The 23,307-nt window shown below is 56.8% G+C and carries 15 protein-coding genes; all 15 read left to right on the top strand.

Annotated features, from left to right (window positions below):
* Positions 1 to 30: 30 nt before the first annotated feature.
* Positions 31 to 3,864, top strand: a complete 3,834-nt coding sequence (locus AB4N53_RS07380; RefSeq protein ID WP_460119428.1) for a hypothetical protein — start codon at positions 31 to 33, stop codon at positions 3,862 to 3,864.
* A 106-nt stretch (positions 3,865 to 3,970) separates the two neighbouring features.
* A complete protein-coding gene (locus AB4N53_RS07385; protein ID WP_460119430.1) occupies positions 3,971 to 5,281 on the top strand; it encodes a glycosyltransferase in 1,311 nt (436 codons plus the stop codon).
* 114 nt (positions 5,282 to 5,395) lie between these two features.
* Positions 5,396 to 6,274 (top strand): phospholipase, encoded by an 879-nt coding sequence (locus AB4N53_RS07390; RefSeq protein WP_460119432.1) that lies wholly within the window; start codon positions 5,396 to 5,398, stop codon positions 6,272 to 6,274.
* A 106-nt stretch (positions 6,275 to 6,380) separates the two neighbouring features.
* A complete protein-coding gene (locus AB4N53_RS07395; RefSeq protein ID WP_460119434.1) occupies positions 6,381 to 7,286 on the top strand; it encodes a helix-turn-helix domain-containing protein in 906 nt (301 codons plus the stop codon).
* 342 nt (positions 7,287 to 7,628) lie between these two features.
* On the top strand, positions 7,629 to 8,939 hold the full coding sequence (locus AB4N53_RS07400) for an ABC transporter substrate-binding protein (protein WP_460119436.1): 1,311 nt from the start codon (positions 7,629 to 7,631) through the stop codon (positions 8,937 to 8,939).
* A gap of 156 nt (positions 8,940 to 9,095) precedes the next feature.
* The gene (locus AB4N53_RS07405; protein WP_460119438.1) at positions 9,096 to 10,022 is read left to right on the top strand and encodes a carbohydrate ABC transporter permease; all 927 of its coding nucleotides are present in this window, start codon (positions 9,096 to 9,098) and stop codon (positions 10,020 to 10,022) included.
* 8 nt (positions 10,023 to 10,030) lie between these two features.
* Positions 10,031 to 10,861 (top strand): carbohydrate ABC transporter permease, encoded by an 831-nt coding sequence (locus tag AB4N53_RS07410; RefSeq protein ID WP_016774872.1) that lies wholly within the window; start codon positions 10,031 to 10,033, stop codon positions 10,859 to 10,861.
* 130 nt (positions 10,862 to 10,991) lie between these two features.
* Positions 10,992 to 12,095 carry an ABC transporter ATP-binding protein gene (locus AB4N53_RS07415; protein WP_460119440.1) on the top strand — a complete coding sequence of 368 codons (1,104 nt, stop codon included), beginning with the start codon at positions 10,992 to 10,994 and terminating at the stop codon, positions 12,093 to 12,095.
* 15 nt (positions 12,096 to 12,110) lie between these two features.
* Positions 12,111 to 13,583 carry a mannitol dehydrogenase family protein gene (locus AB4N53_RS07420; protein ID WP_460119442.1) on the top strand — a complete coding sequence of 491 codons (1,473 nt, stop codon included), beginning with the start codon at positions 12,111 to 12,113 and terminating at the stop codon, positions 13,581 to 13,583.
* Between the two features lie 138 nt (positions 13,584 to 13,721).
* Positions 13,722 to 15,218, top strand: a complete 1,497-nt coding sequence (gene xylB / locus AB4N53_RS07425; protein ID WP_460119444.1) for a xylulokinase — start codon at positions 13,722 to 13,724, stop codon at positions 15,216 to 15,218.
* A gap of 13 nt (positions 15,219 to 15,231) precedes the next feature.
* Positions 15,232 to 16,170, top strand: coding sequence for a carbohydrate kinase family protein (locus AB4N53_RS07430; RefSeq protein ID WP_460119446.1), 939 nt, complete (start codon positions 15,232 to 15,234; stop codon positions 16,168 to 16,170).
* Between the two features lie 44 nt (positions 16,171 to 16,214).
* On the top strand, positions 16,215 to 16,835 hold the full coding sequence (locus AB4N53_RS07435) for a transglycosylase SLT domain-containing protein (RefSeq protein ID WP_460119448.1): 621 nt from the start codon (positions 16,215 to 16,217) through the stop codon (positions 16,833 to 16,835).
* A gap of 267 nt (positions 16,836 to 17,102) precedes the next feature.
* Entirely contained in the window at positions 17,103 to 19,157 is a 2,055-nt protein-coding gene (locus AB4N53_RS07440; protein ID WP_460119450.1) for a type VI secretion system Vgr family protein, read from the top strand.
* On the top strand, positions 19,148 to 20,014 hold the full coding sequence (locus tag AB4N53_RS07445) for a DUF4123 domain-containing protein (protein WP_460119452.1): 867 nt from the start codon (positions 19,148 to 19,150) through the stop codon (positions 20,012 to 20,014). The genes AB4N53_RS07440 and AB4N53_RS07445 overlap by 10 nt, the downstream gene beginning before the upstream one ends.
* Before the next feature lie 33 nt (positions 20,015 to 20,047).
* Positions 20,048 to 23,299, top strand: coding sequence for a hypothetical protein (locus tag AB4N53_RS07450; protein ID WP_460119454.1), 3,252 nt, complete (start codon positions 20,048 to 20,050; stop codon positions 23,297 to 23,299).
* Positions 23,300 to 23,307: the final 8 nt, after the last annotated feature.

The following is a 23,307-nucleotide window of genomic DNA, read 5'->3' on the forward strand; positions in this document are numbered from 1 at the left end:
CGAACTTACCAACCAACAGCAAGTGAACTTATGAGCATTCAGCACATTGACTCTTTGGGTCAACGCAACTTATCCGTAGTCTCTAATAACGCAAGCTTCCAACACGATCACACGCCGAGTGATAATCGCGAGCGAGAAGAAGCGATCTATAAACTCAGGCAACTGATAAAAAATTACGCCCCTACGCAAACCATTACTTTGGTCGGAAAAAAACTTTCTCTGGAGCCGGGATCATCCCTGCAAGATGCCCTGCTCCCGGGCGCGCAGCTACTGCAAAAGCTGTCCGAACAGGCTTCTTTCAAAAAACTCCTGGCGACATTAAAACTGTCCGAACGCTTTATCTTCGAGGTAACGGCTCAGGGCGAGATATATGCACTCACTACCAACGACGCTACTGATCTCGCAAACGCTTTCGTACTTGCACCCGATTTGAAAGAAGACTTTCAGACTCTGGTGGAAATGGCAGCTTTGACCGCTGGGAAGATTTCGAATACCGATCAGATCGATTTAGCGCAATGGCTGGCATTTCACGGCTATTCCATTCCGCTTAACGCCGCTGAGGTTTCCCGCCTGGTGGCATTCATGGCCACCCCGCCTGACCCTGGTCCGGAAGTCGGTAACTACCGGGAGATGATAAAAGCCGCCGCAGGCGAAGCAGCCACCCTTTCAGCGACTCCACTCGGCGAGCTTCGAGCGCTGATTGCCAGCTATTTGAAAGGCCAGTCCTTATTGGAACATTTGTCAGAACGTATTCTGGGTGGCCGGTCAACCCCGTTCAAACGCTCCGAAGCCGAGGCCGCAATCGAGTTGATGGTGTCCAGCCCGATCGCTGCTCATTGGACAGACGCTTACGTGCGCGATCTGGGCTGGTACGGCGCGCAGCCAAATCAGCCCCGATCCGCAGCGTCCCGCAAACAATTGATGCTGACATCGCTGCTGGTCGATCTCCACCCGCAAGTCGGCGAGCAAGAGCCGCGCAACCATGTGGCCGGCTTCGATTTATATGCCGCCGAGCATCTGGAACTATCCTTCGCAGAGGTCCAGACCAGGTTCGAAAATCACCTCATCGCGCACTATCGGGTCAGCCCGAAGAACGCCGCGCTTGCAGCTCATCTGTTACTGGCCGAACCCGCACCAGAGTTTCTGGTCAAGGATCTGCCTGACAATCTGGTACTGGGCACACCGCAATGCGTCGAATACTGCCGAGTCGTGGCAGTGCATGAGATCATCGCGCCAGGCTCGACCCGCTCGATGACTTACGCACAGCTGCAACAGCGCTCAACACTGGAACCGTTAACCGAATCGCGCAAGAAACTCGACGCTCTGGCTGCGGTGGATCCTGTAATCGACTGGGCCGTGCTGAATAAAATCCTCTTGCCTGAAGAGGTCGAGAAGTCTGTCCCCGACGCTCTGAAAGTCGCCACGAACGCCTATGTGCAGCATGCCAAAACCCTTGCCGCAAACGCTGAAGCATTGACGCGTCCGCTGCCCACGCGCAGAAGCGTTGCACTGGCCATCCTCAAGCATGCCGCCAAGGGCTGCACTTATCTTGAAAAAGACGCCCTCAAGCAAGTGCGCAATACATCGCTGGCGGACGCGTTCACCACGATGCACCTGTCACCGGTTGAACTGCACATGTCCAATGACCTTGCGAGCCGTGATTGGGACCGGATTAAAGGCGAAAGTATTTATAAAGAGTTCCCCGACCTGTTGCGTAAACTGGTCTCTCCCGATGATGAGTTTCATCGCCAGTTCAACCGCGCCTATCTCACGCACACGCAAGCCATGCATACGCATTTGAAACAGGCGTTCTCTTTCTTGCCACTGCCTGACCGGGCTCGCTTGCTCAAAGGCAAGGTGACGATGTTCACCCTCAGACCCTCGGTCGCGAAACTGCAGACCATAACGAATCTGCCCGTTAACCCCATTTCGTCGGTCGTTGACTCGATCGTGAAGACAGAGGGGCGTAAACCCACTGAAAGTCATCAGGAAATAGATGAAGCAAAGGGCCGTTACGGGGTTGTGATCTACTGCGAGTTCGAAGGCCAGGTTTCGTGTTACGAATTACTCACGTTGCAAGGCGTCTGCCGTGAAAACACTGAACTGGCAGCACTTATCCAGCGTGAGAATCTGTTGGAACCAAAAGTTCGCCGCACCGGGATAAATTACTCAGCGCCGGCCACAGTGCATCAATTACCAACAGACATCGAATGTTATACCCATGGTGTGACGCCCGGCCTTGTCGCTGTAAGTTCGGGAGTAATCGACAGAGTCGGTGAGCTGTCCGCGGTGCCACCGGCACAGATCAATGGCTACTATCAGAGTTTCTACTCCACGGAATTCGATCGCCTGGTGAATTTCGTGCTCAAGCACAGACCTGTAGCCACTTACGATGAACTGGTCAAAGAGTGTTGGGGGCAAACCCGGCTTGAGGCATTGCGGATCAAACGGGAGAAGGATCTGGATACATTCCTCAACATTATCGTGCCGTTCAAATCCTGTATTGAGGATCTGACTTCCGACGATGTAGAACGGGAGATCAATGGGGCCGCAGCGTGCGCCCTGGAAGCCACAATGACCATTCTTTTGGTAGTCGCTGCTGTTGCAAAAATTGCCAGTGTGGTTGCCAAAAGCATGAGTATCGCCACGAAGGCCGGCAAAATTGCGGCCACGGGTGCTGGACTGGTCAACAGTCTCTTCAACCCGCTGGATGGGGCTACGGATGTGGTGTTCAAAGGAGCGAAATTATTACGTAAAGGCTGGCACAGCGGCGTGGCCGCACTTGAAGGCGCCATTCACGACGCCCGGAAATGGACTGCAACGCCGCCTTACCATGCACTTTCCTCGGTGGTCGATACAGACACTATCCGTTTGGGCACCCGGCAATATGCGCAAAATTCGAGTGACATATTCCAGGTATGGGGCATCCGCCACACTGATGAATGGTACGCCGTGAACCGTTTGGGTGAGCCGTGGGGACCAAAGTTAAAAAACCTGAAGCTGGTCAACTTTTTTCGTAACCCTCTCAAGCGAGCAAAGCCGTTCAGTTACACGCGTGGCTATCTGAAAAAAGCGATTCCTCACGCCAAAAGCAAAATCGACAACACTATTCAGTTAATCTCCGGTGCCCGCAACAACGACGTCAGAGCTGTCATCCTGCATGTGTTCGGTAACAACTCGAATACGGCAGTTGAGTACATCACCAGCAACTTGCGAAAGATGCGCAGGGATCTTGACTTCCTAAGTGTCGATAACATGATCTTTCGGCCACCGGGTAGCGATACCCTTGCTGCGTTACAGCCTCAAGCCTATAAGCGCTGGCAAGCGGCAGTAAGTTCCAATACCAAGCTGGACGTCAACACCAGGACTTTCCTGGCCATGTACCCGGATAATCTTGATGAATACTATGCGGTGGCCAAATACGACGATGCCAGGATCGGCGATATTCTTGTGCATGAAATATCCCACGGTGCACCGGACACGCTTGATTTCTACTACGGCGAAGTGTTCAAGGGTGTCACTCCAGCAGAGTACAACGCGGTCGGGCTGTTGGATTTCGCAAGAAACCCTCGCAAGGCCCATCCCAAAAATCTGGCAAACCCTCATTACGCCTTTGCCTCGTTAAAAGACTTCGATGACTTTGAGTCGAGCATTGCGAACTGGCCAAAAATCGTGCAGGAACATCCGGCGTTATTGAATGCCGACTCCTATACCTTGGCTGTTTCTCTGATCGATCAGTACCAAACCAGCAACTCCACGTTTCGGTTCAACCTTTCCGCTATCACCAATGCGATCGATAGCACCGCTCCCGGAGACTTTCTTCAGGGCCCGCTCCTGCTCAATCTGGCCAAACCCACTTTTTAAACAAGGCTTGAAAATGCAGGGCTGACGAGAGGGGCGCAGACAACCATCACTGTGGTTTAATTGCGCCCTTTTTTTGCCGACTCGGCTGATATTCAGGATCGTTTTCATGACACTGCCTTCCACCACCAAAGTCCTGATCATCGGCTACGTCTGGCCCGAACCCCGCTCGTCTGCGGCCAGCGGCCACGTCATGCAGATTCTCGAAACGTTCCTTGAGCAAGGCTGGGACATCACCTTCAGCAGCCCGGCAGGCCCCGGAGAGCATAAGGCGGACCTCAGCGCGCTGGGCATTCGCGAAGTGCCGATCGAACTCAACAACAGCAGTTTCGATACGTTCATCAGCGCGCTGGCGCCAGATATCGTGCTGTTCGACCAGTTCATGATGGAAGAGCAATTCGGCTGGCGCGTGGAGAAACACTGTCCTGCCGCTCTGCGTGTACTCGAAACATCTGATCTGCAGAGCTTGCGTCATGCCCGGCACCAACGACTTAAGGATCGCCTGAAAACCAATAGCGATGAGAATGACTTGCGCGATGTGTTTGCGCCGGCACTGCGCGAAGAGTTCGAATTGATGGCAACTACGGACCTCGCCAAACGGGAAATTGCGGCCTTGTTTCGCTGCGACCTGAACCTGATGATTTCCGAGGTGGAAATCGAATTACTCGTCGAGCAATTCGGCTTGCCCCGTCAGTTGCTGCATTGGTGCCCGCTGATGGTCAACCTGCCCACCGCATCGCCGCGCCCTTTTGTCGAACGTGCGCATTTTCTCAGTATCGGCAACTTCCGGCATGCCCCCAACTGGGATGCCGTGCTCTGGATGAAATCGACGATCTGGCCGCTGATTCGTCAGCAAATTCCCGATGCACAATTGCATATCTATGGCGCCTACACGCCTCCCAAAGCCACAGCCCTGCACAATGCGGCGCAGGGTTTTCACGTGATGAACTGGGCTGAAGATGCGCTGCAGGTGATGTCAGCGGCGCGGGTTTGTCTGGCGCCTTTGCGCTTTGGCGCCGGAATCAAGGGCAAGCTCGTTGATGCGATGCTGTGTGGCACACCTAGTGTTACAACGCCCATCGGCGCGGAAGGCATGCACGCTGACGCCCCGTGGCCCGGCGGGATTACTCACTCAGCGACCGACTTCGCCAATCATGCGGCCAAATTATATAAAGACGAGAGTTATTGGCAGACTGCCGTACAGGCGGGCAACACGTTATTAAGTGAACGTTACCAGCGCACACTCCATGGGCCGGCACTCATCAACAAGCTAGATGAATACCGATCGAACTTGAAGAAACTGCGAGACAACAATTTCATCGGCGGCATGCTCCGCCACCACTCCCACAAAAGCACGCAATATATGTCGCAATGGATCGAAGCAAAAAACAATAACTGCTTATCAAACACTAAAAACTGACACCCCTACAAAACTTGCATCACATCGGCTATTTGCCAATTAACGGAGTTACTCTATAAACATCCTGCACAAGCGAATTACTCGCAAGCTCTCAATAAATGCAGGTTATGAAACATGAACAATTACACATTTGAAACACTGGCACCTCATCAATGGATGGGCAGAACACCCGAGCTCGACAAGTTGTCATTGCTTGAAATGACATTGCCGGGTACACACAACGCGGGCTGCGACGGGGAAGCCTCCTACGCCCCGCTCACCGCCAACTGGGTCGTTTGTCAGGACGTTCCTTTTTATGCCCAGCTCAACCGCGGCGCGAGGGCATTGGACCTGCGCCTGGTCTATGACAACGACGCCAGCGGATTAGCCAGATTCCGATTTACCCATAACGAATATCGATCGTCCCGCACACTGGAAGATCTTGTTCGAGATATCAAAGCGTTTCTGGAGCGAAGCTACAACGAGTTCATCGTTCTGGACTTCCATGAATTAAAGGGAGGCGAGGAGTCTTTCGATTACAAATATTTCAATGAAGTGATGCATAAGCATCTAGGCGAATACATCATTCCGTCGCAAAACAAGCGCCTGACACTTGAGCAATTGAAAAAAGTCAGCCGAACGCAACGCTTGCTGGTGGCGACCCCTTCACATTACCACTTGGACTGGAAGACATTCTGCGAACAGATTGAGCAGAAGTGGGCCGGAAATGCGGTGCTCCAGGAGACCGTCACGCCTACCTCCACACTGTTGGCTTACATAATTAAAACAATGGAAAATCCTCCTTCCAGAGACAGGCTCTGGGCACTCTCGGCAGCCATCTTCAATGCCGGTGGTCCGCAACGAGTTCTCGACAAACTTGACAGCTGGTTTGACCCGGCGAATAGCAACTGGGCAGAAAATTGCAACATCATCAATTTCGACTTTATTAAAAACTCGAAAATCGTGTTCTTTTGCCAGGTCGCCAATTTGAACAAGGCAGCCAGGAAAGCCTGAGCAGCGGCTGCAGCGTGATCGCACGCAAGGCGCGTCGGCGAACTGGCGCATGGCAAGTCGAACGAGGCATGATCTACTCGCGATTACCATAAGAAAGCGCTCAGACATGAATCGAACTGCTCGCGTGACCGATCCTTCCTACGAGTTGATGGATGACCATAACGGGTTATCCATCATCTACCGCCAGCACGGCTTCCCCTGCCCGCTGGTGCGCTGGCATTTTCACAAGGAATACGAGCTGCACCTGATCGTCGCCAGTTCAGGCAAGGTGTTCATTGGCGATTACATTGGCAACTTCTATCCGGAAACCCTGTTTCTGACCGGTCCCAACCTGCCGCATAACTGGATCAGCCAGATCGCTGAAGATGAAGTGGTGGAGAAGCGCGACATGCTGGTCAACTTCACCGACGAATTGTTCGAAAGCGGACACCAGGTGTTCGCTGAGCTGAAATCCCTGGCGCCACTGCTTGAGCGCGCGCAGTACGGCATCGAGTTTCGCTGCAAGCGCACGATCCGTCAGGCCATGACTTTGATGCAACGGATCGCTGACAGCAGCGGCATCACTCGTCTCGGGCACTTTTTCATCCTCATGGAATTGCTCGCAGCCACCGACGATTTCCAATTGCTGTCCGGTGCGACCACGCCGCAACTGGCCGACGAACACAACATCGACCGCACCAACCGCGCGGTCGATTACATCTTCAGCCATTACGCCCGGGACATCTCACTGGAAGAAGTGGCCGAGCACCTGGGCATGACGCCGACCTATTTCAGCCGGGTATTCAAACAAGCCACCGGGCGTAACTTCATCGAATTCGTCAATCGCCTGCGCATCAGCAAATCCTGTGAGCTGCTGGCCGACGGTGACAAACCGGTGACCGAGGTGTGCTTCGAATCGGGCTTCAACAACATTTCCAACTTCAATCGGCGCTTTCAGCAACTCAAGGGCATGACACCGTCGCACTATCGGCGGCTGGCGGTGCAGCGGCTGACTGAACAAAACCACCTCTGACAACCCACCATCCTGTGTGGGAGCGGGCTTGCTCGCGAATACGGCTTGTCAGTTGAAATGTGTGTTGCTGACCCAACGCCTTCGGGAGCAAGCCCCCTCCCACAGGCTGACGTGTTGCATCAGAAACCTGTACACATTCGAAAAAGCCTGATCGCTGCAAACCCTCTCCCTCCGTTAACGCGCCCAAACCCCAGTGCAAAAAAGTATCAACAAAAGTGCTAGGGATGATTTGTCAGCCCCGCCGTGGAAGGCTGTAATCAGCGCAGATTCTTCCTGCATTCGGAAGACACAAAAACAATAACTGTCCTTCTGCCCCATCGGGTGCCAGAAAAGGAGTGCACGATGCAACCCACTGCAAAAGCTCTGCTCGCTCTCACCTGCATGACCCTCAGCAGCGTCAGCCTTGGCGCCCAGACCCTGACCATCGCCACCGTCAACAACAGCGACATGATCCGCATGCAGAAACTCTCGAAGACTTTCGAGAGCGAGCATCCGGACATCAAGCTCAATTGGGTGGTGCTGGAAGAAAACGTCCTGCGTCAGCGCCTGACCACCGACATCGCCACGCAGGGCGGCCAGTTCGACGTGTTGACCATCGGCATGTACGAAGCGGCACTGTGGGGCGGCAAGGGTTGGCTGGAGCCGATGAAGGACCTGCCGGCCAGTTACGCCCTAGACGACGTCTTCCCCTCGGTGCGCGAAGGCCTGTCGGTGAAGGGTTCGCTGTATGCGTTGCCGTTCTACGCGGAGAGTTCGATCACCTATTACCGCACCGACCTGTTCAAGGCCGCCGGGCTGACCATGCCGGAGCGTCCGACATGGGAAGAGATCGCCGACTTTGCCGAAAAGCTCACTCAGAAAGACAAAGAGCAGTACGGCATCTGCCTGCGCGGCAAGGCCGGTTGGGGCGAGAACATGGCGCTGGTGACTACGGTTGCCAACGCTTACGGCGCGCGCTGGTTCGATGAGCAGTGGAAGCCGGAATTCAGTGGCCCGGAATGGAAAAACGCGCTGAATTTCTACGTCAACACCATGAAGAAATCCGGCCCGCCGGGTGCGTCGAGCAACGGCTTCAACGAAAACCTCGCCCTGTTCAACAGCGGCAAATGTGCGATCTGGGTCGATGCCAGCGTCGCCGGCTCGTTTGTCACCGACAAGACCCAGAGCAAGGTCGCCGATCACGTCGGTTTCACCTTCGCTCCGCATCAGGTCACGGATAAAGGCTCGGCGTGGCTGTATTCGTGGGCGCTGGCGATTCCGACCAGCTCCAAGGCCAAGGACGCAGCAAAAACCTTCAGTGCCTGGGCCACGTCCAAAGAGTACGGCGAACTGGTTGCCAAGACCGATGGCATCGCCAACGTGCCGCCGGGCACACGCGCTTCGACCTACAGCGACGCGTACATGAGCGCCGCACCGTTTGCCAAGGTGACGCTGGAATCGCTGAAAGCCGCTGACCCGAGCAAACCGACGCTGAAACCGGTGCCGTACATTGGCATCCAGTTGGTGACCATTCCTGAATTCCAGGCAGTCGGCACCCAGGTCGGCAAGCTGTTCTCGGCAGCGCTGATCGGCCAGACCACGGTGGATCAAGCGCTGGCGGCGGCGCAACAGACCACGGAACGCGAGATGAAGCGCGCGGGTTATCCCAAGTAAGCGCTGAACGACTTGCTCCTGCCTCTTGTGGGAGCGAGCCTGCTCGCGAAGGCGTCGTGTCAGCCAACACAAATGACACTGACCCAGCGCTTTCGCGAGCAGGCTCGCTCCCACATGGGGATCTCCATAGGTCTGTATGACTCGGTTGTGATTGCCATGAATACTTCAACTGCCAAAGCCCACATCGACCTGTCGCCACCCCAGCGCAAGCTGCGGGTGCGCAATCCCGGCTGGTTTCTGGTCAGCCCCTCGGTGGCGCTGTTGCTGCTGTGGATGATCGTGCCGCTGGGCATGACCCTGTACTTTTCGATGATCCGCTACAACCTGCTCTACCCCGGTGAAAACGAATTCGTCGGGATTGAGAACTTCACGTATTTCTTAACCGATTCGGGTTTCATGCCCGGTGCGACCAATACGTTGTTGCTGGTTGGCAGCGTGTTGCTGATCAGTGTGGTCTTCGGCGTGTTGATCAGCGCGTTGCTGGAGGCCAGCGAATTCCTTGGGCGCGGCCTGGTGCGGGTGATGCTGATCTCGCCGTTCTTCATCATGCCCACCGTCGGTGCCTTGATCTGGAAGAACCTGATCTTTCACCCGGTGTCAGGAATCCTCGCCTACATCTGGAAGCTGTTCGGCGCGCAACCGGTGGACTGGCTGGCGCACTACCCGCTGCTGTCGATCATCATCATTGTTTCGTGGCAATGGCTGCCCTTCGCGATCCTGATTCTGATGACTGCCATGCAGTCACTGGATCAGGAACAGAAAGAAGCCGCGCGCCTGGACGGTGCCGGTCCGATCGCGATCTTCTGGCACCTGACCCTGCCGCATCTGGCGCGGCCGATTGCCGTGGTGGTGATGATCGAAACGATCTTCCTGCTCTCGGTGTTCGCCGAAATCTTCACCACTACCAACGGCGGCCCCGGCTACGCCTCGACCAACCTCGCCTACCTGATCTACAACCAGGCGCTGGTGCAGTTCGACGTCGGCATGGCCTCGGCGGGCGGCTTGATTGCCGTAGTCATCGCCAACATCGCCGCGATCATTCTGGTGCGGATGATCGGCAAAAACCTGACTGACAAAGCGTGAGGCCTGCCATGACGCTCCAACAATCCCGCCGCCTGCAAAGCTTGCTGCTCGGCACGCTGGCCTGGGCCATCGCGATCGTGATTTTCTTCCCGATCTTCTGGATGGTGATGACCAGTTTCAAAAGCGAAATCGACGCCTTCGCCACGCCGCCGCAGTTCATCTTCACGCCAACGCTGGAGAACTACCTGCACATCAACGAGCGCAGCGACTACTTCAGCTTCGCCTGGAACTCGGTGGTGATCTCATTCAGCGCCACGGCCCTGTGCCTGTTGATCGCGGTGCCGGCGGCATACTCGATGGCGTTCTATGAAACCCAGCGCACCAAAGGCACGCTGCTGTGGATGCTCTCGACCAAGATGCTGCCGCCGGTTGGCGTGCTGATGCCGATCTACCTGCTGGCCAAGAGTTTCGGCCTGCTCGACACGCGCATCGCGCTGATCGTGATCTACACGCTGATCAACCTGCCGATCGTGGTCTGGATGGTTTACACCTACTTCAAGGACATCCCCAAGGACATCCTCGAAGCCGCCCGCCTCGATGGTGCGACGCTGTGGCAGGAAATGGTTCGCGTACTGCTGCCGATTGCCAAGGGTGGCCTCGCTTCGACCGTGCTGCTGTCGCTGATCCTGTGCTGGAACGAGGCGTTCTGGTCGCTGAACCTGACATCGTCGAATGCCGCCCCACTGACCGCGTTGATCGCCTCGTATTCAAGTCCCGAAGGGCTGTTCTGGGCCAAGTTGTCGGCCGTGTCGACCCTGGCCTGTGCGCCGATTCTGATCTTTGGCTGGATCAGCCAGAAGCAACTGGTGCGCGGGCTGTCGTTCGGTGCCGTGAAATGAACTGAAAAGCAAAAGATCGCAGCCTTCGGCAGCTCCTACATGAAATGTCGAATCGGTATAAATCTCCTGTAGGAGCTGCCGCAGGCTGCGATCTTTTGATCTTAAAAATAACAATGCGGAGGCCCATCTCATGGCCAACCTGAAAATCAAGAATCTGCAAAAAGGCTTCGAAGGCTTTTCCATCATCAAGGGCATTGACCTTGAAGTGAACGACAAGGAATTCGTGGTCTTCGTCGGCCCGTCGGGCTGCGGTAAATCCACCCTGCTGCGCCTGATCGCCGGCCTGGAAGAGGTCAGCGGCGGTACCATCGAACTCGATGGCCGCGACATCACCGAAGTCAGCCCGGCCAAGCGCGATCTGGCGATGGTGTTCCAGACCTACGCGCTGTACCCGCACATGACCGTGAAGAAGAACATGTCGTTCGCCCTCGATCTGGCCGGCGTGCCGAAAGCCGAGGTCGAGCGCAAGGTTGGCGAAGCGGCGCGCATTCTCGAACTCGGGCCGATGCTCGAGCGCAAACCCAAACAGCTGTCCGGCGGTCAGCGTCAGCGCGTGGCGATCGGCCGCGCCATCGTGCGCAACCCGAAGATTTTCCTCTTCGATGAGCCGCTGTCCAACCTCGACGCGGCGTTGCGCGTGCAGATGCGTCTGGAACTGCTGCGCCTGCACAAAGATCTGCAAGCGACGATGATTTATGTGACCCACGATCAGGTCGAAGCGATGACCATGGCCGACAAAGTCGTGGTGCTCAATGGCGGCAGGATCGAGCAGGTCGGCTCACCGCTGGACCTCTATCACAACCCGGCCAACCTGTTTGTCGCAGGCTTCCTCGGCACGCCGAAAATGGGTTTCCTCAAAGGCACGATTGCCCGCATCGACGGCGCCAGTTGCGAAGTTGCGCTGGACGCCGGCACACGCATCACCCTGCCGTTCAACGCCGCCAACCTCAGTGTCGGCAGCGCTGTCACGCTGGGCATTCGCCCCGAACATCTTGAGCTGGCGCAACCCGGTGACTGCACGTTGCAAGTCACTGCCGACGTCAGCGAACGCCTTGGCAGCGACACCTTCTGCCACGTCACCACCAGCGCCGACGAAGCCCTGACCATGCGCGTGCGCGGCGATCTGGCCAGCCGTTACGGCGAGCAATTGAGCCTGCGCCTGGACCCGACTCACTGCCATCTGTTCGACGCCGAAGGTATGGCGCTGACCCGCCCACTGCGCGCTGCCGCCTGATTTCGAGATTATCCGATGAAACTCAACCAACAGAACCTCAATCGCCTCGCCGCCCAGGTGCAACTGCCAGGCTACGACCTCGCTGACACGCGTCAGGGCATCGCCCACATTGGCGTCGGCGGTTTCCACCGCGCGCATCAGGCGTATTACACCGATGCCCTGATGAACACTGGCGAAGCGCTGGACTGGGCGATCTGCGGCGTCGGCCTGCGCCCGGAAGATCGCCGTGCTCGCGATGATCTGCGCGAGCAGGATTACCTGTTTACCCTCTTCGAACTGGGCGACAGTGACGACACCGAAGTACGCGTCATCGGCGCGATCCGCGACATGCTGATGGCCGAAGATGGCGCGCAGGCACTGATCGACAAACTCGCCGAACCGCAGATTCGTATCGTCTCGCTGACCATCACCGAGGGCGGTTACTGCATCGACGACAGCAACGGCGAGTTCATGGCGCACCTGCCGCAGATTCAACACGACTTGGCCCATCCCGAGGCGCCGGGCACCGTGTTCGGTTTCCTCTGCGCCGCGCTGGCCAAACGTCGTGCAGCGGGCGTTCCGGCGTTTACTGTGATGTCCTGCGATAACCTGCCGCACAACGGCGCCGTCGCCCGCAAGGCGCTGTTGGCCTTCGCTGCCCTGCGTGATCCGCAGCTGCGCGACTGGATCGACCAGAACGTCAGTTTCCCCAACGCCATGGTCGATCGCATCACGCCGATGACCAGCACCGCGCATCGCCTGCAACTGGCCGACAAACACGGCGTCGACGATGCGTGGCCGGTGGTCTGCGAACCGTTTGTGCAGTGGGTGCTGGAGGACAAATTCGTCAACGGCCGCCCGGCCTGGGAAAAGGTCGGCGTGCAGTTCACCGACGATGTCTCACCATACGAAGAGATGAAAATCAAACTGCTCAACGGCAGTCATCTAGCGCTGACGTATCTGGGCTTTCTCAAGGGTTATCGCTTCGTCCACGAGACCATGAACGATCCGCTGTTCGTGCAGTACATGCGCGCCTATATGGACCTGGATGTCACTCCGCAACTGGCGCCGGTACCGGGCATTGATCTGAGCGACTACAAGGACACGCTGGTGGCGCGGTTTTCCAATCAGGCGATTGCCGATCAGTTGGAGCGTGTGTGTTCGGATGGCTCATCGAAGTTTCCCAAATTCACCGTGCCGACGATCAATCGTCTTATCGCCGATGGTCGCGAAACCAAGCGCGCGGCGCTGGTCGTGGCGGCGTGGGCGTTGTATCTGAAGGGCGTGGACGAGAATGGTGATACGTATTCGATTCCGGACCCACGAGCAGCGTTTTGCCAAGGACTGGTGGCGGATGATGGGCTGATCAGCGAACGGCTGCTGGGTGTTGAAGAAATTTTCGGCACGGCGATACCGAAGTCGGCGGAGTTTGTTGCAGCGTTCGAGTGGTGCTGCCAGAGTCTGCGCGAGTTTGGGGTTTCGCGAACATTGCAACGAGTTCTAGCCTGATTCTGCGGCGATGCGACTGACGTCTTCGCGAGCAGGCTCGCTCCCACAGGTTAGGGTTCCAACATCACTTGTGGGAGCGAGCCTGCTCGCGAATAGCCGCCATACTCGGAAACCCCCTGACATCCTGAGGACCTCATTGTGACCAGCCAACAACTCTTCCTGGGTATCGACTGCGGCACCCAAGGCACCAAAGCAATCATCCTCGATGCCGACAGCGGTCAGGTGCTCGGTCTGGGCGCGGCCCCGCACATGATGATCAGCGGCGCCAATGGCCGCCGCGAACAAGACGTTCAACAGTGGCTCGACGCTTTCGTCAGCGCCACCCGCCAGGCCTTGCAAGCGGCCAACGTCGACGGCCAGGCGATTCTCGGCGTCGGCGTCTCCGGGCAGCAGCACGGCCTGGTCCTGCTCGATGAGCAAGGCACAGTGCTGCGCCCGGCCAAGCTCTGGTGCGACACCGAAACCACGCCGGAAAACGACCGTTTGCTCGAGCAACTGGGCGGCGAGGAAGGTTCGCTGGAACGCCTCGGCGTGGTCATTGCGCCCGGCTATACGGTGTCGAAACTGCTCTGGACCAAAGAGCAGCATCCCGACGTGTTCTCGCGCATCGCTCGGATTCTGCTGCCCCACGACTACCTTAACTACTGGCTCACCGGCCGCGCCTGCAGCGAATACGGCGACGCCTCCGGCACTGGTTACTTCAACGTGCGTACGCGTCAGTGGGATGTGCAGATCCTGCGCGACATCGACGCCAGCGGGCGTTTGCAAACCGCGCTGCCGGAGCTGATCGAGGCGCACGCGGCCGTTGGCACTATCCTGCCGGCAATCGCCCAGCAACTCGGCATCAACCCCAACGCCGTGGTCTCAAGCGGCGGCGGCGACAACATGATGGGCGCCATCGGTACCGGCAATATCCAGCCCGGCGCGATCACCATGAGCCTCGGTTCTTCCGGCACGGTCTACGCCTATTCGGAGGAGCCGAACGTCAGCGCCGATGCCTCGGTTGCCACGTTCTGTTCCTCCAGCGGCGGCTGGCTGCCGCTGATCTGCACGATGAACCTGACCAACGCCACCGGCGCGATTCGCGAGCTGTTCAAGCTCGACTTGCCGACCTTCAACCAACTGGTCGCGCAGTCGCCGATCGGCGCCGAAGGCGTGAGCATGCTGCCGTTCCTCAACGGCGAGCGCGTCCCCGCCCTGCCCCACGCCACTGGCAGCCTGCATGGGCTGACCATGGACAATCTGACCCAGGCCAATCTGTGCCGCGCCGCTGTCGAAGGCACCACCTTCGGTTTGCGCTACGGGCTGGATTTGCTCCGCCAGAATGGTTTACAAAGCCTGCGCATTTGCCTGATCGGTGGCGGTTCGAAGAGTGCGGTGTGGCGGCAGATCGTCGCTGACATCATGAACGCCCCGGTGATCTGTACCGAACAAAGCGAAGCCGCCGCACTGGGCGCGGCGATTCAGGCAGCGTGGTGCGCGTCGCGCTCCAATGGCGATGAAGTTTCTCTGGCCGATCTATGCGAGCGCTGCGTGAAACTCGACGCACGCAGTGAGACCCTGCCGATTGCCGCTAACGTCGCGGCGTTCCAGCAGGCCTACGAACGCTATCAACAGCATGTCGCAACCCTATAACGAGCAAACAACTATGTACCTGGTGTGTGGCGAAGCCCTGTTTGATTTTTTCAGCGAAAACGACGCCAGCGGTCTGGCCTCGAAAGTCAATTTCAAGGCGATTGCCGGCGGCTCGCCGTTCAACGTCGCCGTCGGTCTGCGCCGCTTGGGCGTGGACTCCGCGTTGTTCGCCGGCCTGTCCACCGACTACCTGGGCCGCCGTTTGCAGCAAGTGCTGCAGGAGGAAGGTGTGCGTCCGGACTATCTGGTGGATTTCGCCGCGCCGACCACTCTGGCGATGGTCGCCGTCGGCGCCAACGGTTCGCCGCATTACAGCTTCCGTGGCGAAGGCTGCGCCGATCGGCAACTGAGCGAGGCACATCTGCCGACGCTCGGCGACGAGGTTCGCGGCCTGCACATCGGCTCGTTTTCGCTGGTGGTGCAGCCGATTGGCGACACGTTGCTGAAGCTGGTCCAGCGCGAAAGCGGCAAACGCCTGATCAGCCTCGACCCCAACGTGCGCCTCAACCCCGAGCCAAATATTGATCTATGGCGCGAACGCATCGCCACGCTGGTGCGCCTGGCCGATCTGATCAAAGTCAGCGACGAGGATCTGAGCCTGCTCTATCCCGAGCAGGATCCGCAGCAGGTGATTGAAGGCTGGCTCGAGCATCGCTGTCAGATCGCGTTCCTCACTCGCGGTGGCGATGGCGCAACGGTGTTCAGTCGCGCCCATGGCTCGTGGTCGGTGCCGGCCAACCCGGTAAAAATTGCCGACACCGTTGGCGCCGGCGACACCTTCCAGGCCGCGCTGATCACCTGGCTGACCGAACATTCGCTGGACTCGGTCGCTGGCGTGCAGCAACTGAGTCGCGAGCAGATCGACGGCATGCTCAGGTTCGCCGTACAAGCCGCCGCACTGACCTGCAGCAAAACCGGTCCGGATCTGCCCTATCGTCATCAATTGAGCTGAGCGCGTAGACTGTCGGCCTTTTTGCGCACGACGGAAAACAGCTCTTGAATCACAGGCATATCCTCGGCCTCCTGACCCTGGCCACCCTGCTGAGCGGTTGCGGCACCTCGCCGCCCCGTTCACCGGAAGACATCTGCGCAATCTTCCGCGAGAAAAGCGACTGGTACGACGCTGCGCAAGTCACCCAGAAACGCTGGGGTGTGCCGATCCAGGTGCCTTTCGCGATCATGTATCAGGAGTCCGGCTATCGCTACGATGCCAAGACGCCGCGCAAATATCTGCTCTGGGTAATTCCTTGGGGCCGCGTCTCCACCGCTTCCGGCTATGCGCAAGCCAAGGATGAAGTCTGGGCCGACTACCAGAAAAGCACCGGCCGCAACTGGGCCGATCGCGAAGACTTCGACGACGCCATCGACTTCGTCGGCTGGTACATGGACAAGACCACCTCGATCAACGGCGTGTACAAATACGACGCCTACAACCAATACCTGAACTACCACGAAGGCTGGGGCGGCTTTCGCAACAAGACCTACGCGAGCAAAGCCTGGCTACCGCCGACCGCGCGCAAGGTGCAGAACCGTTCGGATTTGTATGCGCAGCAGTATGCCGGCTGCAAGGAAGACCTCAATCGCGGGTTCTGGAGCCGGTTCTGGCATTGGTTGTAGAAGCCGTTCGCGAGCAGGCTCGCTCCCACAGATGTCCACATATTCTGTGATCACTGTAGATCCCTTGTGGGAGCGAGCCTGCTCGCGATAGCGCCCGATCAGACGCTGAAAATTCATGCGATGCCCGGCTTTACTGGCCCAAACCGCCCTCCTAAGGGTTTTCCCTATGACCTCGCAGCCCCACATCTGCGCCATTTGCGCCTTGAATGAGGCCGTCTAATCCTGCAACATCCATCACCTGCTTATTCAACGGACGGAATTCAAGGCATGCTGGACGCCAATGCAACCCACATCACCCTCTCGATCGAAGACGCCAACGCCGACCTGCAAGTCCTCAGCTTCACCGGTCGCGAAGCCCTCAACGAACCGTTCCGTTTCGACCTCGAACTGGTCAGCGCCCGCCCCGACCTGAAGCTCGAAGAGCTGCTGCACAAGCGCGCCTGCCTGACGTTCGGCGCCACCGGCGAAGGCAAGATTCACGGCCAGGTCTATCGCATCGAGCAGGGCGACTCCGGCAAGACCCTGACCCGCTACAGCATCAGCCTGATGCCACAACTGGCCTACCTGCAGCACAATCATGATCAGCAGATCTTCCAGCAACTGACGGTGCCGAAAATCATCGCCCAGGTGCTGGAAGATCGCGGCATTCTCTCTGACGCCTACAGCTTCCAGCTCGGCGCCGAGTACCCGGAACGCGAGTATTGCGTGCAATACGACGAGTCCGACCTGCATTTCATCCAGCGTCTGTGCGAAGAGGAAGGCATTCACTTCCACTTCCAGCACAGCAGCAGCGGCCACAAACTGGTGTTCGGCGACGACCAGACCGTGTTCCGCAAACTGAAGCCGGTCAGCTACCAGCAGGACTCCGGCATGGCTGCGGAGAAGCCGGTGATCAAGCGCTTCAACCTGCGCCTGGAAACCCGCACCACCCGCGTCAGCCGTCGCGATTACGATTTCGAAAAACCGAAGCTGCTGCCCGAAGGCGCGGTCAAAACCGAGTTCGCCCCGGACCTGGAAGACTACGATTACCCCGGCCGCTTCACGACTCGCGAGCGCGGCAAGTTCCTATCAACCCGCGCCTTGGAACGCCATCGCAGCGACTACAAACTTGCCGAAGGCAAAGGTGATGAACCGACGCTGACCAGCGGCCATTTCCTCACGCTCGCCGAACACCCGCGCGCCGAGTGGAACGACCTGTGGCTGCTGCTGGAAGTCTTCCACGAAGGCAAACAGCCGCAAGTCCTCGGCGAAAACGTCACCAGCGACGTCACCGACAACAAAAGCGATTTCCACCAGGGCTACCGCAACACCTTCCTCGCCACCCCGTGGGACGCGCACTACCGCCCTGCCCTCGAACACCCGAAACCGAAAGTCCTCGGCAGCCAGACCGCCGTCGTCACCGGCCCGGCCGGAGAAGAAATCCACTGCGACCAGTACGGCCGCATCAAAGTGCAATTCCACTGGGACCGCGACGGCCAGTCCGACGACAAAACCACCTGCTGGATGCGCGTCGCCAGCGGCTGGGCAGGCAGCGCCTACGGCGGCATCGCGATCCCGCGCATCGGCATGGAAGTCCTCGTCACCTTCCTCGAAGGCGACCCCGACCAGCCCCTCGTCACCGGCTGCCTGTACCACAAGGAAAACGTCGTCCCCTACGACCTGCCCGCCAACAAGACCCGCAGCACCTTCAAAACCCTCAGCTCCCCGGGCGGCAAGGGCTACAACGAATTCCGCATCGAAGACAAGAAAGGCGCCGAACAGATCTACATCCACGCCCAGCGCGACTGGGACGAAAACATCGAACACGACCAGAAAATCCGCGTCGGCAACGAACGCCATGACACTGTTGAAGCCAATGTGCTTAGCGAATTCAAGGTTGAAGAGCACCGGATCACCCATCTGGACCGCATCAGCGAAATGCGCGCGGATGATCACCTGACGGTGGGTGTGACGCAGCATGTGAAGGTTGGGACTGGGCAGTTTGTTGAGGCTGGCAACGAAATCCATTATTACGCCGGCCAGAGAGTCGTGGTCGAAGGCGCCATGGAACTGACTGCCAAGGCTGGCGGCAGCTTCGTCAAGGTCGACGCGGGTGGCGTGACCATCAGCGGCGCTGAGGTGAAGGTCAATACCGGCGGCTCGCCCGGGGTGGGCACGCCGGCGGCGCCGTTGTTGCCGGGGCCGATGAAGGTTGTGGATGCGGATAAGGCGGGGAAAGTCCCTGTCCCGCTGCCCAAACGTCTGAATGAGTCTGGAATAACGCCGTTGTGCGGCAAGCAAAGCAACGGCGCCTGCAGCCGTAAGGATTGCACATGCATGTAAAAGCGCTCAGCGCCCTCCTCGAAGCTCCACGCCATGGGTTCGTTGATTTACCGAGAGAAAGCTCTGAATCAACACTGTGTTTCATTATTGACCCGGTTCGACAGCCTGACGCGATGAGCCGCCTTTATCGTGTTGGCGAACCGGTGGTAGATGCACAGGGCCTGTTCCTCAAAACCGCCTTCGCTGATATCGCCGCTGACGGTCCGCTCTGGATCACCGCGCCGTGGGGCAGTCGCCTTGCGGCTGAGGCAGCAAAGCTGTGCGAGGAAAATTTCTCTGGCATTGCCATTACCACAGCTGATTCTGACAAAGCGCTCGCCCATGCGCGCTGGCTCTTGCGCGCTAATGATGGCTCTGGCGGACAAAGCCTGCTGAGCTACCACAAGCCAAGCCTGTGGGCCGCGCTGGCCTATACCGCTGGCGACAACTCCCATCAGCTGTTCGGCCCTTGGCAGCACGTATACAGCCCAGCGCCGGTTCATTTTGGGCGCAATGAAGGTCCATGGCTCAGTTGGCGCGCCGTCTCGGAAGTCGAATGGCTGGGCGATACTTCAGTGTTCAGCCTGCCGCCATCCGCGGCGAACGTTCAAGAGCATTTGGGTTGGGTTTATTGGGCAGATGAACATCACGCAGATTACGGCGAGCCGAGCGATGAGCATCTGCCCAAGCTTGTGGCAAACCTCAATGTGCTGGTTGCCCACAATATTTACGAAGGCCGTCACTTGCTGAAGCTGGGGTCAATCACAAATGGCCCACTGCTTGAAACACAGCCACAGGCAATGGCCATCCTGCAATCCAGGGAAGAGTCGTTCATCAAAGTACAGCAGCTGCAGCAACTCACCACCAGCGTTGCTTGATGAACCCGTCCGTTAAGAATGAATGGAAGCGAAATGGAACAAAATACCAGCGCAGCACCTAACACCGAGTCGGCACCTCCAAAAGCGGTAGTTGACGATGAAACTTGTGCAAAACCGCCTCGGGATATTGGTGAACAGCCCGAAGCGCCAGAAGACACACCAGGCGATCACGACAAAGTGAAAACGCCCTGCTCCACCATTTATGGCAGTGCAATTTACGATACGGAAAATGAATCCTTCTGGTTACTACCAGAGCGGACAAACTCCGCCCTGAAAGAAGCTTCCAGTGACTTGGAACAGAAGGTCAGCTCAAGCAAATCTCCAGAAGAACGGAAAAAAGGGCTCTACGAGTCGGGACTCCTTGAGTATTTCCTAGAGCCTAAACTGGCAAACTTTCTTGAGGGTGACGAGAAAGCACGGATGCTAGAAATCGAAGCTCAACATCCGAATATCAGCAATCTGGATGCAGCACTTCTAGAGGCTCAGCAGAACTTAAAAACCACGGCGCCAGAAGATTCTTCCACTCAGCTTACGGCCCTTGAGCAAGATCAGCTTAAAAGAAACCATTTCATGTCCGCCCGGGATGCTGCAACCCGCGTACGTGGCATGCATAGCGAATGGCAAAAGCTCAAGCGCATGGCCATCGTCGCCGCTAAGGAAAAAGGTTACGCGTACGAAAGCGGCAACCTTTATGCGCCCAAAGCCATCGCGGCCCGGGAAGCCGTTCAAAAGTATCTGAAAGCGCGAGAAGCGCTGTTAGAGGACAAGGATCTCACCACGTTAACCTCGGCAGAGCTTGCGCCGATGCTCGCTCAAGATAAAAAGCGAATCGACGAGATCGCGATGTGCGGCACTAACAATCAGTTGATGCTCTGCACCTATGTACGCGACCAGGAAATCAAACGTAAGGAAAGGAAAGCGACCTACAGCGCTTATCTGGAGGCCATCACCGACGTTGCACAATACGGAATCGCATTGCCGGAGTTCGCGCTGATTTCTGAGGGCGGAGCAGTCGAAAGTGGAGTCGACCTGTTCAAGCAATATATCGCGCTCGAGAAAGAGCAAAAAGAGACCAATGAACGTCTCAGCGCCAAGTACAAAGGCTGGATCGAGGCAAGTGGCCGACAAGCCAAAGCGCCCACCAACCTGGTCACTAATGAACGTGCCGACTGGGACCGCTTGCAGGCTTCGAAAGAAAAACTACGACTTCAGGCTGAGAGCAATGTGGAAACGGCAATTGTTCGCCGTCACCTGCTGTGGGAGCCAGAGCAATTTCAGGCAAGACCTGAAGAGCGCTTGATCAAAAACGGCTTTCCGCTGGCCGAGATGAGTATGGCGGACAGCCTGAAAAAACCGCTGACCTATCTCAGCATGTATTCGCTGCCACGACTCAAACAAACCGTTAAGGATGACTGGAAGAAAGTTGGCGCCAAGGTCAAAGATCTGATGAAGCGTCCGGGCAATAGCGATGGAAAAGCAACGACGGACACTGAACTGAGTTTGTTTGGACAGTGGCTGAAAAGCGAAGGCGCGTTAAGAATCAAGGATCAGGAAAGCGATTGGTTCTCAGCCGAAGGGTGGTTCGAAATCGAAAAATTCAACGCCTACCTAGAAAACAAAAAGTACAAGGTCACTGCGCTGGAGAACGCTGGTACCCGTAAAGAATGGGGGGACCGATTGCAGCAAGTGTTGTTCAAGGACAACGTACGCAAGACATTCCGCATTTTCGACATCACACCGCAAGCCCAGTTGGTTCGTTGCCTAATGCCCTCCACCACGGAAACTATCCATTCATCGACAAAAGTAGAGGGGCCGGACTGGACTCTGGCCGAAGGATTCCAAGCCTCCGCCAAGGCTACTTTTGCCGTTGATCTTGCCAGAGGCGAGGTCGAGCTTTTTAAAGTCGACTTGCCAGATCGTGCCAGCGCGAAAGATATTGTCATCACCTACCGAAATGCAGAAGACATACAGCAAAAGATGAATCTTGGACGTTTTTCGCTCTATTTAGGCGCGAAGGCTTGGGGCTATGCAGGAGCATCATTGTTGCTTTCTTCGGAAATTGCATTGGATGTCAGCAACGCTGGGTTCCATTTAGCTCCTCCGGAACCGGTTGTGCGCAACCCAGATAAGCGCAGCTACGCGAGAACTGAAAAAAGTGGACAGATTAAAAAAGCTCCTGAAACGCTACAGATACAGGATGGCGCGAAAGCCGCATTTAATCTATTCGCCGGTCTGCAAACCGGGATAATGGTCACCGGAGCGCTAAATTGGGCACCACCCGGCGAAGTAGCCTTGCTAACCAAAGCGCCCGTTTCCGGAAAATCTGCCGGAATGAAAGCCAGCGAATGGTTCAGCCTTGCGCGTTTGACTGTGGAACTCAATGCCGCTGCCGGTCTCGGAGCGAGGGCTGAGGCGAGTATTTCCCTGCACGAGGGCCGTCTGATTCTGGTGCTAAAGGCAGCGTTGATCGCCGGCCCAGGCGTTGGTGGCTCCTTCAAGTTCGAAGTCGGCTACGATGCCGTCACCGAGCTGCTTAACATGTTCCGTAGAGAACTATATAAAAACAAACAGAACCCTTACTTTGTGATTGAAGACGAAACCTATGCGTACCTTTCAAAATTAAATACGCTGGCCATTGGCGGTTTTGACATTCGGATGATTTATCTTATGGGCGCTGATGCGGTGATGACGCTTTATGAGAGCTTGACTGCGACAGGCAAAGGCGGATCTATTGCTGATACGATCATGTTTTATGATCCAGTGGAGGAGCTTGAGGAATGGTGCATCAATGCGATTCCAGGCGCGCTCGGACCATTATTGATGACACTCATTAGCCCACCTGATGATTTCTCTGTAAATTATTCGAATAACTCAGATAAAACTGATAAAAAAGAGCGCAAATATGACAGTGACCAAGCGCACCTAGTTCAGCAGCAGGCCATTGAGCGCATTCTCGGCTGGATTGTAAAAAGTGCAACCAAGAAAAATTCAATCGAACAAGCTCAGTATCAATTTGAGCAAATTTGCATGTGCATGAATAAGTTTGGAATGAAGCCAGCTAATGCTGAGGAGAAATATTGCGAAAACCGTTTGGCGCTTGATAATTTCATGACTGAGGCAGTCCTTCGCCTTACTGTTCCCTCAGGGGAGGAAATGCGAACGCGCTATAAAGATCATGTCAAATTGTTAGGCGCAAAACGTGACGGAACTTGCCAGCGCAGCCAATATCAAGGACGAACATACGTACCAGCAGGTGTGGCTAAATTTATTCCGACCACCCATTAATTAATTAA

The organism is Pseudomonas sp. H3_E04 (assembly GCF_054668915.1).

What these genes read in the sequence shown, in the direction of transcription:
- AB4N53_RS07405 (WP_460119438.1), top strand. Translation starts at nt 9,096, where the DNA reads ATGAATACTTCAACTGCCAAAGCCCACATCGACCTGTCGCCACCCCAG.
- AB4N53_RS07390 (WP_460119432.1), top strand. Translation starts at nt 5,396, where the DNA reads ATGAACAATTACACATTTGAAACACTGGCACCTCATCAATGGATGGGC.
- AB4N53_RS07440 (WP_460119450.1), top strand. Translation starts at nt 17,103, where the DNA reads ATGCTGGACGCCAATGCAACCCACATCACCCTCTCGATCGAAGACGCC.
- AB4N53_RS07400 (WP_460119436.1), top strand. Translation starts at nt 7,629, where the DNA reads ATGCAACCCACTGCAAAAGCTCTGCTCGCTCTCACCTGCATGACCCTC.
- AB4N53_RS07445 (WP_460119452.1), top strand. Translation starts at nt 19,148, where the DNA reads ATGCATGTAAAAGCGCTCAGCGCCCTCCTCGAAGCTCCACGCCATGGG.
- AB4N53_RS07415 (WP_460119440.1), top strand. Translation starts at nt 10,992, where the DNA reads ATGGCCAACCTGAAAATCAAGAATCTGCAAAAAGGCTTCGAAGGCTTT.
- AB4N53_RS07420 (WP_460119442.1), top strand. Translation starts at nt 12,111, where the DNA reads ATGAAACTCAACCAACAGAACCTCAATCGCCTCGCCGCCCAGGTGCAA.
- AB4N53_RS07385 (WP_460119430.1), top strand. Translation starts at nt 3,971, where the DNA reads ATGACACTGCCTTCCACCACCAAAGTCCTGATCATCGGCTACGTCTGG.
- AB4N53_RS07430 (WP_460119446.1), top strand. Translation starts at nt 15,232, where the DNA reads ATGTACCTGGTGTGTGGCGAAGCCCTGTTTGATTTTTTCAGCGAAAAC.
- AB4N53_RS07450 (WP_460119454.1), top strand. Translation starts at nt 20,048, where the DNA reads ATGGAACAAAATACCAGCGCAGCACCTAACACCGAGTCGGCACCTCCA.
- AB4N53_RS07410 (WP_016774872.1), top strand. Translation starts at nt 10,031, where the DNA reads ATGACGCTCCAACAATCCCGCCGCCTGCAAAGCTTGCTGCTCGGCACG.
- AB4N53_RS07380 (WP_460119428.1), top strand. Translation starts at nt 31, where the DNA reads ATGAGCATTCAGCACATTGACTCTTTGGGTCAACGCAACTTATCCGTA.
- AB4N53_RS07395 (WP_460119434.1), top strand. Translation starts at nt 6,381, where the DNA reads ATGAATCGAACTGCTCGCGTGACCGATCCTTCCTACGAGTTGATGGAT.